Raw genomic sequence first — 12,619 nt, 5'->3', positions numbered from 1 at the left:
TGCCGCGACGTTACCAGACCAAGGTTGTCGCTGGCTACGTCTTGACATATGCGTAACCCTTTGGTTACATATATTCTCGATGCGGATAGACGCGACCATCGGAGCGTTGGCCGATTCCACTCGCCGGGAGTTGCTGCGGCGTCTCGCAGACAAGCCCTGCCGCGCGGGCGAGTTGGCGGAAGGGTTTACGATCAGCCGTCCTGCGATTTGCAAGCACACGCGGATGCTCGGGCGCGCCGGTCTGATCAGGGCCAAGAAAGTAGGGCGCGAGCGCATCTACGAACTCGCACCGCGCGGTCAACTCGCCGTTCAGGAATTGATTAGAACCCTGGAAGAAGTCGGCGCTTTCTGGGATACGGCGCTGAACGCATTCAAGCGTTATGTGGAGGAAAACCGATGACGATTCGAAAAGCGATTCGAGTGGAGCGCTCGCCGGAAGTCGTGTTCCGGGTCTTCACGGAAGAAATCGGCAAATGGTGGCCGCTGAAGGAAGGGTTTTCGTTCGGCGGCGAAAAAGCCAAGGACATTTTTATCGAAGGACGCGTTGGCGGCAGGTTCTTCGAGCGCTTTACTGACGGCACTGAATTCGAAGTCGGCCGCATTACCGCTTTTCAGCCTCCGCACGTCGTCGCGTGGACCTGGAAAGCTCCCGAATGGGAGGCGCCGACCCAGGTTGAAGTCAGATTTGCGGCCGAGGGCAATGGCACTCGGGTCGAAGTCGAGCATCGCGGATGGGACGCCGGGCCGATCATGCAGAAGCAGGGCCAGGGCTATTCAGATGGATGGGGCATCATCCTGGAGCGATTCACCGCGCGCGCAGATGCCGCCTGAGACTCAATCTTAGAGGTTCATACACGCGGTGAGCTGAACTCGAACGACGGAGGTCACCCAATGAAACCATGGACCTGGTTGAGGATAGGTGCAGGGCTGCAAGCTCTCGGCGCCGTGCTTCACACGATCGCGTCGATGGATTCTCCGAGCCGCGGGCCGGCCGAACAAGCGGTGTTTGCCGCGATGCAGTCCTTTCGCTTCCCGATCGCGGGCGTGATTCGCAGCCACTGGGACTTCTATCAAGGCTATGAGTTATGCATCACAGTGGTGTTCGCGATTTTGGCGGTGTTGATCTGGCAGCTAAGTAACCTGAGCCGGGAAGAGCCGAGGCACGCAGTGCCTTTGATCACCACTATCCTGGTAGCGGAGATTTTGTTGAGCGCAGTCAGTTGGGAGTACTTCTTCGCCGGTCCGGGTGGGATGTCGCTCCTGATAGCCGCCTGCCTTGTGGCCGCTCTGGCAACACTGAGAAGACGCGACCAGCCGACTCTGGCATCAAGCCGAGCAGCAAAGGCTGGCTGACTACCAGAGTCTAAAAGGGTTTGTCGCCGTTGATCGTTACGCGCTCCATCCGGCGATTGGCGGTGCGGTTGTCCGCGACCACTCGATGCTGCGTACAGCGGTTGTCCCACATCGCGACTGAGTTAGGCCGCCACCGGAAGCGGCAACTGAAATCCGGCGTTGTGATGTGCCTGTAAAGAAAGCTTAGCAGCGCATCACTCTCGGCCGGCTTCATTCCTTTGATCGACGTAGTGAATGTCGAGTTGACGAACAACCCTTTGCGACCGCTCTCCGGATGGGTCCGAACAACCGGATGCTCCGCCGACATCACTTGCGGTGCTTGTCTGCCGCCGATGTGGTCGGTCTTGTACTCATAGCGCGAGAACGTGCGCGTGGTGTCGTGAATCGCCACGAGGTCCGAGAGCACCCGCTGCATCTTGTCAGACAGAGCCTCGTAGGCCGCGTACATGCTCGCCCACATCGTGTCGCCGCCGAAATCCGGCGCGACTATGCACTTCAGCACCGAGCCAAGCGGCGGCTCGTCCATGAAAGTCACGTCGCTGTGCCATGCCTCCGCGAGGTACGGATGCTGTTCGTCGCTTTGCAGCACTACGAACTCGGGATGCCCTTGGTCTTTGAGCGGCTGCAGGTAGGGATGAATCTGCAGCGTGCCGAAGTGACGCCCGAACGCCTTGTGCTGGTCGCGCGTAATCTCCTGGTCGCGAAAGAACAGCACTTGATGCTCAACGAACGCCTCACGCACCTCGTTAAGCGCACCGTCTCCCAGTTCTCCAAGATGAACGCCACTAACTTCAGCGCCCAATGCTCCGGCGATTGGATTTACCGATATGTGCGACCATCTATTCATCGCAATTTCTCCCCAGCCAACATACAAGACACGGCCCGATCGCACCACTGCAAAGCGTTTCGCCGATTTCGCGAGGCAACACACAACGCCATAACTCATCAAACCTTGAATTGAACGAGTCAGTGTGAAAATGTGCGTTCGCCCGGACACGGCCGATGGGTTACAAGCCGGCTCACAGTGGAGGACTAGATGACACGTCGGATTCCAGGCATGGTAGCTGCAACCGCGATATTGATATCTGCAGTTATCACTTCGCCCATCCACACTTACGCGGGCGACGATTCAGAAGTGGCATCGTCACCAAGCGCAACCATCACTCTTTCGAATTTTCAGGCGGCTGCTGTCGTTATCGGGCAGGTCGATTTCTCAGGAGGCGCATTCAACCAGGGGCTGGCCAATCCCGCCGCCGATACCGCTTCCACGGGATTTGGATCGATTGGCGTTGGGCCTACCGGGATTCTCTATCTTGGCGATTACAGCAATCAGCGCGTACTCGGCTTCAATTCGGTTCCGTCGTCGAACGATGCCAACGCGGATTTCGTCCTCGGCCAGCCGAATTTCACGACGAGCGGCAAAGGCACCGGAGCGAACCAGTTTGGAGGACCTCAGTCGCCCTTCGTCTCCAACAAGATGCTTTTCGTCTCCGATTTCTTCAACAGTCGCGTTGTCATATGGAAAAAGGCGCCGACCTCGGATCAGGTCAAAGCGAACATCGTGATCGGCCAGACCAATTTCGGAGCCCCGACACCCGGATGCACCGCCAAAAATCTCAGCGCCCCGGAAACTCTGGCGGTGGCTGGTGGAAAACTGGTGGTGGCTGATTCCAGCAATGCACGCGTCCTCATCTATAAGAAGATCCCTAAAAAGAACGGGGCGAAAGCGAGCATCGTGCTCGAGCAAAATAACTTCACCACCTGCGTCACGCTGAACGACGGGACGGGAACAAGCGGTTCGCCCAGCTCTGCGAATTTCAGTTATCCGGCGGGAGTGTGGACCGACGGGACCAGGCTGGTGGTGACCGATGAAGACGAAAGCCGGGTTTTGATTTGGAAAACATTTCCGAAAAAGAACTTTCAGCCGGCCGATATCGTGCTCGGTCAACCCAATTTCACCACCAACGTGATCAACAACAATGGATCTGGTGTCACTGGCTCGCCCAGCGCAAAGAACATGAACATGCCCTATGACGGCGTGTTCAGTAACGGAACCCAACTCTTTGTCGATGATCAAAAGAACCAGCGAATACTGATCTGGAACACCTTTCCAACTTCCAATTTTCAGCAGGCCGATGTCGTTCTTGGTCAGCCGAATTTCACCTGCGGCGTGGAGAACAACGACGGAACCGGATGCACCGGCGGCTCGCCGTCCGCTAACAATCTCAGCAACCCTACCGGCATTGTACAAATCGGCAATCAGCTTATCGTAGCCGACGGCGGCAACAATCGATTCCTGATTTACAACGGCCTGTAGGAACTTCTCAAATAGGAGGCTCACCGTTGTACGCGTGAGCCTCGCTTGGGGCTCGTCGATCAGTCCGCGGGATTCTAATGGTGGCCGGACCACTGCCAGCCGTGAGGGCCCTGCCGATACTCATCGCGATCATTGCCGTACCAATGCCAGCCTTTTTTGTCCTGGTACCAGTGTCCCTGCTTGCCCTGATACCACTCGTCGCCGTGGGTGCTTTGCCACCGATACTTACTGCCGTGTTTGACCCACTGTCCTTGCTGCCCTTGATACCAATCGTCTTCGTCGGCTCTGACCAGGTTGGGGCCTACAAGGAACGAGCAGATCAGAATCGCGACAATCGCTAACGTTTTCGTTTTCATTGTTTCTCCTGTACCTGAGTTGATCACTCTCACCCAATCGTGCGACCTACACGATTGGCGCGCGTTACGGCCGGAACAATTCCGATTGTTTCCCGCAAGCGCGAGCGTGACGGTCCATTCTCTTTTTGCCGATCCGGCGCGATTATTCAATCGTTGGCTGAAATCGTTTTGGGGCATAGACTTTAGCGCGGGGGGAACAGGATGTCTGTTCAAGCTTCGGCTGTGAAAATCGCCGTGGTGCTGGCCGTAACGCTCGCCGCATCGGCGCCCGCTTTCGCACAGGACATGAAAGGCATGGACATGAGCGGGCATGAGATGCCGCAGATGTCAGGCACCAAGCCGTCCGATCCCTCCAACATGAAAGAGGGCGAGATGGATTCGATGTCGGACGAGGCGATGGATCACGACACGCACATGGGCGGTGGTGCGCTGAAAAACATGTCGCTGCACATGGCGTACACCGACCTGCGGCCCGCCAACGACGCCGACAAGGCGCGCGCCGCCGTCCTGGTGACCGATCTTCAGCACTCACTCGCCAAGTACAAGGACTATCACGTCGCCGAAGCCGACGGCTTCAAGCCGTTCCATCCCGAATTCAAAACGCCGGTCGTGCATTTCACGAGAAACTGGAACGGCCTCAAGGCCGCGTTCACGTTCGATCCAAACGAGCCCACCTCGCTCCTCTACCAGCGTACGCCGGAGGGCGGCTACAAGCTGATCGGCGCGATGTACACCGACCGCAAGGGCGCCACCGTCGATCAGCTGAACGAACGCGTGCCGCTGAGCGTCGCGCGATGGCATCGGCACATCAATTTTTGTATCCCGGCGCGCGGCACCGACATGAAGACTGCCGATTGGACGAAGTTCGGCTTCAACGGCTCGATCGCAACCAAGGAAGCCTGCGACGCCGCGGGCGGCCGCTTCTTCCCGCAAGTGTTTGGTTGGATGGTTCACGTCTATCCCTGGGAGACCAACCCGCAGCTCGTGTGGGCGCACTAGCCAGTAGTGACGCCGTCGGTAGAACTGGTCGAGGTGCGAAAGTCGTACGGCGGCTTTGCGGCCGTTGACGGAATTTCGTTCTCGATCCCGCCCGCGCACATCTTCGGCCTGCTCGGACCCAACGGCGCCGGCAAGACCAGCACCATCCGCATGATGATCGGCATCACGTCGCCCGATTCCGGCGTGGTGCGGCTGTTCGGCGAGCCGCTGCGCCGCCGCGCGCTGCGCAGAGTCGGCTATCTGCCGGAGGAGCGCGGCTTGTATCGCCGGATGACGGTCGGCGCGAATCTCGTTTTCCTCGGGCAGCTTGCGGGTCTGTCGGTCACCACCTCGAAGGAGCGAATCGCCGCATGGACAAAACGGCTCGAGATTGCGGACTGGGTCGGACGGCGCGTTGACGAGCTGTCGAAGGGGATGCAGCAGAAGATCCAGTTTATCGCGGCGCTGATGCACGATCCCGACCTGATCGTGATGGACGAACCGTTCGCCGGCCTCGATCCGGTCAACACGATGCAGCTCAAGGACGTGCTGGTCGGGCTTCGCGCCTCGGGCAAGTCGATCCTCTTCTCGACCCATCGCATGGACCAGGTAGAAAAGCTCTGCGACTCGATCTGCCTGATCAATAGCGGCAAGGCGGTTCTGCAAGGGAGCCTGAGCGAAGTCAAAAACGGCAACGGCCGCCGCTTCGTGCAGATCGATTACGAAGGCGATGGTAAGTGCCTGGCCGACAATCCGCTGGTCGATTCGCTGAATGACTACGGCAATCACGCCGAGCTGCGCCTCAAGCCCGGCGCCGACTCGCAGGAACTGCTGCAGGCCGCGATGCGCCAGTTGCGCGTGCTCCGCTTCCAGGTGATGGACCCGTCGCTCGAGCAGATTTTCATCGAACGAATCTCGGGCAAATATGACTGAGTTCTCGCTTAAAAAAGTCTGGATCATCGCGAAGCGGGAATACCTCGAGCGCGTCCGAACGCGATCGTTCCTGCTCTCTACTTTCGTGACGCCAGTGCTGATGGCGGCGTTTCTGGTCCTGCCCACGATGATCAGCACGTCCACGGCCCGCGGCATCGTGCGCGACAACGAACGGCCGGCTCGCGTCGCGATTGCGTCGGACAATCGCGCGTTGGCGGAATTGGTGAGCGGCCAACTGATGCGCCAGCATGGCACGCGCTACGAGCCGTCGATTGTTTCGCCCGCGTCGCCGTCCGAGCGCGCACAACTCGACAAGAAGCTCGATGACAGCGAGATCGAGGGATACGTATGGATCGACGGGCCCGCGATCGCTTCGCGCCGCGTCACTTTCACGACGCGGCGGATGGGCGATTTCATTCTGCGCAGCCGCCTCAGCGACGCATTGTCGTACGCCTTCGCCGCGCAGCGGATGGTGAAGCAGGGCAGCAGCGCGGTCGATATCGCGGCGATACTGCAGCCGGTCGATCTGACCGCGGTTCGGGCCGGCAATGCGTCGTCGGCGTACAACGAGGTACGCGGCGCGTTGGTCGTGTTCATTCTCATGTTCGTGATGCTGTTCTCGCTGCTGTCGTACGGCGTGATGGTGATGCGCTCGGTCATGGAAGAAAAGAGTTCGCGCATAACCGAGGTGTTGATGTGCGCGGCGAGCGCGCAGGAACTGATGGCCGGGAAAATTCTCGGCACCGGCAGCGTCGGCCTGACGCAGATTGGAGTCTGGCTGTCGGTAGCGGGGTACGGCGCGTCGCGCAGCCTGTACCTGCGCACGGCGATGACGGCGCTGGACGTGGGTCCGTCGCTGATAGTTTATTTCGTCGTGTTCTATACGCTCGGCTATCTGCTCTACAGCGCGATCTTCGCCGGCGTCGGCGCGATCTTCAATTCGATCGACGAGGCGCAGCAATGGAACTTCGTGGTCATCCTGCCGCTGATCGCGGCGTCGGCATTGATTCTGCCGGTCGCGACTCAGTCGGATTCGCTGATCTCGGTGGCGGCGTCGCTGTTTCCGTTCTGCTCGCCGATCCTGATGTTCGAGCGGCTCGCGGTTCACGATCCGCCGCTATGGCAAGTCGCGTTATCATTGACTTTGCTAGTCGCAACGATTGTCGGGGCGATGGTCGTCAGCGCGCGAATTTACCGGACCGGAATTTTGATGTACGGCAAGCGCCCAACGATCCGCGAGCTCTCGCGATGGCTTCGTCATGCTTGAGTGAGGGGTTGTAACCGAGAACCTAACCACTAACCCTTCCCATAGTGGGAAGGGGAACCAAACTGTAGGACTGCTTCACAATCTCGATAAACGTTGCTATCTATCGCACGCTTGGGTGCTTGGTGCCTCGATGGTGGGGAGCCTTTGGCGCGCCGGATTACTTAAGTATTGCTCATTAACAAAAGTGCGAATATAAGGTAATCTTCAGATGGAGAGCGGGAGCAAAAGCGTGGCTCGGAAGAAAATTGCGTTCATCGGGGCGGGTAATGTCGGCGCGACCTGCGCTCATCTATGCTTCCTGCGCGGACTCGGCGACATCGTCCTCTACGACATTATCGAAGGACTGCCGCAGGGCAAGGCGCTCGACATGCTGGAGTCGGCGCCAGTGCTCGGCATCGACGTTAACGTGAGCGGCACTACTGACATCAAGCAGATCGAGGGCGCCGATTGTTGCGTCGTCACGTCGGGATCGCCGCGCAAGCCCGGAATGTCGCGCGATGACCTGCTCAAGATAAACGCCAAGGTGATGACCGACGTCGGCAGCGCGATCAAGAAACACGCGCCGGGCGCTTTTGTGATCGCAGTCACCAATCCGCTCGACGCGATGGTTACGCAGCTCAAGCGCGTCACCGGTTTCGCGAAGGGCCGCATCGTCGGGCAGGCGGGCGTGCTCGATTCGGCGCGCTACCGCACCTTTCTCGCGTCGGAGCTCGGCGTCTCGACGGAGAGTGTTTCCGCGATGGTGCTGGGTGGGCATGGCGACGACATGGTGCCGATTCGCAGCTACACCACGGTTGGTGGACAACCGATCGAGCGTCTGATCGCGGCGAAGCGGCTCGAGGAAATCGAGAAGCGCACGCGCGGCGGTGGCGGCGAGATCGTCGAGCTGATGAAGACCTCGTCGTACTACGCGGCGGGAACCGCGGTTTACAAAATGGTCGAGGCGTACATGCTCGATCGCAAGTCGGTGCTGCCGTGTGCCGCATACCTTGACGGCGAGTATGGCGTGAAGGGGCTGTTCGCTGGAGTGCCGGTCGTGATCGGCGCCGGCGGGGTCGAACGGGTCGTGGAAATCCAACTGACTGCCGCGGAGAAGACCGCATTCGACAGTTCGGTCGGACACGTGCGCGAACTGGTCGAGGCGATGGACAAAGTAATCGCGGCCGGCTAGCAGCGCGGCTCGCGATACAGGAAAGGCTTATGGCTGAAGCAGAAGCAGTTGCGGCGCCTGCGATTGCGACGGGGATGACGCGCGACCAGCGGCACTGGCTGCTGCGCCGATTGCACTCGCTGTCGGGAATCATTCCGATCGGCGGATTTTTGTTTTTCCATATTTTCGAAAATGCTTTCGTGCTGAAGGGCGGACCGGTGTGGTGGAAGGAGACCGAGTTCACACGCAACATCCCATTGCAGGTCGCAGTCGAAGCTTTAGTGTTGTGGATTCCGATTTTGTACCACGCGATTTACGGCATCGTCATCACGGCTACGGCGCAGCCCAACGACTATCCGTACGAGCGCAACTACCAGTACACCCTGCAGCGCATCACGGGGATTCTAGCGTTCCTGTTCATCGGCTTTCACGTTTTCTCGACGCGCGCGTACTTCTACGCCACCGGGGTCGAGACGGATTACATGCGGATGCATAACTTCATGATGAATCCGCTGATTCTCACCACTTACATTGTCGGGACGCTGGCGTGTGTTTATCACCTGACCAACGGCATTTTCACATTCACGATCACGTGGGGAATCGCGGTCGGCGCCAAGGCGCAAACGCTGGTGAACCGCGTATGCGTTTTGTTGTTTGTCGTGCTGGCTGTGGTCAGCGTCGCAATCCTGGTCGCGTTTCGCGCGCCCGCCTGAGGAGAAAGAACCAATGCCAGGGCATCACATTATAGTTGGCGGCGGGCTGGCAGGATTGACCGCGGCGATGAAACTGGCGGAGCAGGGCGAGGAAGTCGATCTTTTTTCGATCGTGCCGGTCAAGCGTTCGCATTCGGTATGTGCGCAGGGCGGAATCAACGGCGCGGTCAATACGAAAGGCGAGGGCGACTCGCCGATGATTCATTTTGACGACACGATTTACGGCGGCGACTTTCTCGCGCATCAGCCCCCGGTCAAGGCGATGTGCGAGGCGGCGCCGGCGATCATCTACCTGTTCGACCGGATGGGCGTGATGTTCAATCGTACGCCCGAAGGTCTGCTCGACTTTCGGCGCTTCGGCGGCACCAAGCATCATCGGACCGCGTTCGCAGGCGCAACCACCGGGCAGCAACTCCTGTACGCACTGGACGAGCAGGTCCGCCGCTACGAAGCCGCCGGCCTGGTGCGCAAGTTCGAAGGCTGGGAGATGTTGAGCCTCGTGCAAGACGAGTCGGGGGACTGCCGCGGAATCGTCGCGATCGACACGCGATCGCTCGAGATGCGCGCGTTTCCGGCCGACACTACGATGATTGCGACCGGCGGCCCGGGCCTGGTCTTCGGGCGCTCGACGCAGTCGCTGGTGAATACAGGATCGGCGGTGAGCGCCTGCTACCAGGCCGGCGCGACATACGCCAACGGCGAGTTCATCCAGGTGCATCCCACCGCGATGCAGGGTGAGGACAAGTTTCGTCTCATCTCGGAATCGATCCGCGGCGAGGGCGGACGCGTGTGGTGCTATCGCGACAGCAAGCCGTGGTACTTCCTGGAAGAGATGTACCCGGCCTACGGCAACCTGGTGCCGCGCGACATCGCGACCCGCGCGATTCACAAAGTGGTGTTCGATATGAAGCTGGGCATCGATGGCCAGCCGCTGGTTTACCTCGACGTGAGCCATCTCGATCCCGAGGAGTTGAATCGCAAGGTCGCAGGCGTGCTCGAGATTTATGAGAAGTTTGCCGGCCAGGATCCGCGCAAAGTGCCGATGAAGATTTTCCCGGCGATGCACTACTCGATGGGCGGGCTGTGGGTCGATTACCATCAGCAGACCAACGTGCCGGGACTGTTCGCGGCGGGCGAGTGCGAGTTTCAGTATCACGGCGCGAATCGGCTCGGCGCCAACTCGCTGCTGTCGTGCATGCACGGCGGAAATATCGCGGAGCCGGCCATGATCGGATACGCGAAGTCGAAGAAGAGCGCGGCCAGCTCGACGATTTTCGATCAGGAGCTGAAGCTGCAGCGCGAATCGTTCGACAAAATTTTCAAGATGAACGGTCCCGAGAATGCGTTCGCACTGTGGCGTGAGCTCGGCGACATCATGACCGAGAACGTCACCGTCGTGCGCCACAACGACAAGCTCAAGCTCACCGACGACAGATTGATCGAGTTCAAGGAGCGATGGGGCAAAATCGGCCTCAACGACAAGGGCAAGTGGGCGAACCAGGAAGTGCTGTTCGTGCGCCAGTTGTGGAACATGCTCGAACTCGCGCGGCCAATCACGCTCGGCGCACTCAATCGCAACGAATCGCGCGGCGCGCACTTCAAGCCCGACTTTCCGGAGCGCGACGACGCGAATTTCATGAAGACCACGATGGCTGCGTGGTCGTCCGACGGTCCGCGCTTCTGTTGGGAGCCGGTTGACGTGAGCCTGATCAAGCCGCGGCCGCGGCGCTACGACGTCGAGAAATCCGCCAGCGAGCCGAAAGCAGCGTAGGCCGAGCAGGAGCATCGCAGTGCCAGAAAAGACGCAAGTCTTGCGAATCAAGCGCCAGGAAACGCCGAACTCCGAGCCGTACTACGAAGAGTTCGAGATTCCGTTTTTGGGCAATCACAACATCATCTCGATGCTGATGGAGATACGGCGCAACCCGGTCACGCGGCAGGGCAAGCGCGTCGCGCCCGTGGTGTTCGACGCCAACTGCCTCGAGGAAGTTTGCGGCTCGTGCACGATGGTGATCAACGGGCGCGTGCGGCAGGGATGCTCGCAGCTGGCCGAGGATCTCAACGGCCCGGTGACGGTCGAGCCGATGACGAAGTTTCCGGTGATCCGCGACTTGTGGGTGGATCGATCGAAGATGTTCGACGCACTGAAGAAGGCGCACGCGTGGATTCCGATCGACGGGACCTACGATCTCGGGCCGGGGCCGCGAATGGCGCCGAGCGTGCAGGAGTTTGCGTACCTGTTCTCGCGATGCATGACGTGCGGATGCTGCCTGGAGGCGTGCCCGCAAGTTAATGCGCATTCGAAGTTCATGGGCGCGGCGGTGATCGGCCAGGTTTACCTGATGAGCCAGCATCAGACCGGCAAGATGAACCTCGACGAGCGGCTCGACGCGATGATGTCGGAGGGCGGCGTAGCGGACTGTGGCAATGCGCAGAACTGCGTCGAGGTCTGTCCCAAGGAAATTCCGCTCACGACGGCAATCGGTGCGGTCGGCCGTCAGACGTCGATCAAGTGGCTCCGCGACCTCTTTATGAAATGATCCCCGCAGGTAACTGAATGAACATCCACGAATATCAAGCGAAGCAAATTCTCGGGCGCTTCGGCGTTCCCGTTCCCAAGGGACAATTCGCAACGACGCCGGATGAAGCGGCTGCCGCGTTCACGGCGCTGGGCCAGCCGAAGGCCGTCGTCAAGGCGCAGATCCATGCGGGCGGGCGTGGCAAGGCTGGCGGCGTCAAGCTGCTGACGGTCGCGAGCGAGGTGCGCGATTTCGCGGCCAAGCTGCTCGGCCAGCCGCTGGTGACGCATCAGACGGGACCCGAAGGCCGCGTGGTGCACCGCGTTTATATCGAGGAGGCGAGCGACATCGCACGCGAGCTTTACCTGGGGATGCTGGTCGATAGAAAAGCGGGAACCGTGTCCGTGATCGCGAGCACCGAGGGCGGCATGGACATCGAGGAAGTCGCCAACAAGACGCCTGAAAAAATTCTCACCGAGCAGATCAGTCCGCTGCTCGGTGTGTCAGGCTTCCAGGCCCGCAAGATCGCTTTTGCAGTGGGCCTCAAGGACAAGCAAGTCGGCCAGTTCGTGACGCTGCTCGCATCGCTCTATCGCGCGTTCGTCGAAACCGATGCGTCGCTCATCGAGATCAATCCGTTGGTGGTCACGAAAGATGGGCGCGTCATCTGCCTCGACGCGAAAATGTCATTCGACGACAACGCCTTGTTCCGGCATCCGGACATCCGCGAGCTGCGCGACGCCAACGAAGAAGATCCCGCCGAGACCGAGGCGGCGAAGTACGACCTCAGCTACGTCCATCTCGACGGCAACATCGGATGCATGGTTAACGGCGCGGGCCTCGCGATGGCGACGATGGATATCGTCAAGATTTACGGCGCCGAGCCGGCCAACTTCCTCGACGTCGGCGGCGGCGCGAGCACCGAGAAAGTCGCGGCGGCGTTTCGCATCCTCCTTTCCGACAATCGGGTTAAAGGTGTCCTCATCAACATCTTCGGGGGAATCATGCGCTGCGACGTGCTGGCGCAGGGCGT

14 protein-coding genes are annotated in these 12,619 nt (G+C 59.8%); 12 read left to right on the top strand and 2 right to left on the bottom strand.

Annotated features, from left to right (window positions below):
• From VIW95_RS10370 to VIW95_RS10360, 3 genes are all read left to right on the top strand, one after another.
• A partial coding sequence (locus tag VIW95_RS10370; RefSeq protein WP_331586113.1) for a metalloregulator ArsR/SmtB family transcription factor occupies nucleotides 1–400 on the top strand: 400 nt, incomplete at its 5' end.
• Entirely contained in the window at nucleotides 397–831 is a 435-nt protein-coding gene (locus tag VIW95_RS10365) for an SRPBCC domain-containing protein (RefSeq protein WP_331586111.1), read from the top strand. The genes VIW95_RS10370 and VIW95_RS10365, both read left to right, overlap by 4 nt.
• Before the next feature lie 60 nt (nucleotides 832–891).
• Nucleotides 892–1,353, top strand: coding sequence for an LIC_13387 family protein (locus VIW95_RS10360; RefSeq protein WP_331586109.1), 462 nt, complete (start codon nucleotides 892–894; stop codon nucleotides 1,351–1,353).
• Between the two features lie 10 nt (nucleotides 1,354–1,363).
• Here the strand turns inward: VIW95_RS10360 and VIW95_RS10355 are convergent, their stop codons facing one another.
• Entirely contained in the window at nucleotides 1,364–2,200 is an 837-nt protein-coding gene (locus VIW95_RS10355; RefSeq protein WP_331586107.1) for a TauD/TfdA dioxygenase family protein, read from the bottom strand.
• 189 nt (nucleotides 2,201–2,389) lie between these two features.
• Here VIW95_RS10355 and VIW95_RS10350 point away from each other — a divergent pair, with 189 nt between their 5' ends.
• Entirely contained in the window at nucleotides 2,390–3,670 is a 1,281-nt protein-coding gene (locus VIW95_RS10350) for a hypothetical protein (RefSeq protein ID WP_331586105.1), read from the top strand.
• 74 nt (nucleotides 3,671–3,744) lie between these two features.
• On the opposite strand, the gene VIW95_RS10345 is transcribed toward VIW95_RS10350, so the two are convergent.
• Nucleotides 3,745–4,026 carry a hypothetical protein gene (locus VIW95_RS10345; RefSeq protein WP_331586103.1) on the bottom strand — a complete coding sequence of 94 codons (282 nt, stop codon included), beginning with the start codon at nucleotides 4,024–4,026 and terminating at the stop codon, nucleotides 3,745–3,747.
• Nucleotides 4,027–4,227: 201 nt separating this feature from the next.
• On the opposite strand from VIW95_RS10345, the gene VIW95_RS10340 reads away from it, so the two are divergent.
• The 8 genes from VIW95_RS10340 to sucC all read left to right on the top strand — a co-directional run.
• Nucleotides 4,228–5,025, top strand: a complete 798-nt coding sequence (locus tag VIW95_RS10340) for a hypothetical protein (RefSeq protein WP_331586101.1) — start codon at nucleotides 4,228–4,230, stop codon at nucleotides 5,023–5,025.
• Between the two features lie 6 nt (nucleotides 5,026–5,031).
• Entirely contained in the window at nucleotides 5,032–5,937 is a 906-nt protein-coding gene (locus tag VIW95_RS10335; protein WP_331586099.1) for an ABC transporter ATP-binding protein, read from the top strand.
• Complete coding sequence (locus tag VIW95_RS10330) at nucleotides 5,930–7,204, top strand: ABC transporter permease (protein WP_331586097.1); 1,275 nt, start codon at nucleotides 5,930–5,932, stop codon at nucleotides 7,202–7,204. Before VIW95_RS10335 ends, VIW95_RS10330 begins: the two co-directional genes overlap by 8 nt.
• A 229-nt stretch (nucleotides 7,205–7,433) precedes the next feature.
• Entirely contained in the window at nucleotides 7,434–8,375 is a 942-nt protein-coding gene (gene mdh, locus VIW95_RS10325) for a malate dehydrogenase (RefSeq protein WP_331586095.1), read from the top strand.
• A 29-nt stretch (nucleotides 8,376–8,404) separates the two neighbouring features.
• Nucleotides 8,405–9,067 carry a hypothetical protein gene (locus tag VIW95_RS10320; protein WP_331586093.1) on the top strand — a complete coding sequence of 221 codons (663 nt, stop codon included), beginning with the start codon at nucleotides 8,405–8,407 and terminating at the stop codon, nucleotides 9,065–9,067.
• 13 nt (nucleotides 9,068–9,080) lie between these two features.
• Entirely contained in the window at nucleotides 9,081–10,838 is a 1,758-nt protein-coding gene (gene sdhA / locus VIW95_RS10315) for a succinate dehydrogenase flavoprotein subunit (protein WP_331586091.1), read from the top strand.
• A 19-nt stretch (nucleotides 10,839–10,857) separates the two neighbouring features.
• Nucleotides 10,858–11,607: a succinate dehydrogenase iron-sulfur subunit gene (gene sdhB, locus VIW95_RS10310; RefSeq protein WP_331586089.1), complete on the top strand. Its 750-nt coding sequence runs from the start codon at nucleotides 10,858–10,860 to the stop codon at nucleotides 11,605–11,607.
• Nucleotides 11,608–11,624: 17 nt separating this feature from the next.
• Nucleotides 11,625–12,619 (top strand): ADP-forming succinate--CoA ligase subunit beta (sucC, locus tag VIW95_RS10305; protein ID WP_331586086.1); only part of this gene is annotated, 995 nt, incomplete at its 3' end.

Origin of the sequence: Binatus sp. (SeqCode), from assembly GCF_036522015.1 — a bacterium.
Taxonomy (GTDB): domain Bacteria; phylum Desulfobacterota; class Binatia; order Binatales; family Binataceae; genus Binatus.
This window is presented reverse-complemented; position numbering and strand designations above follow the sequence as displayed.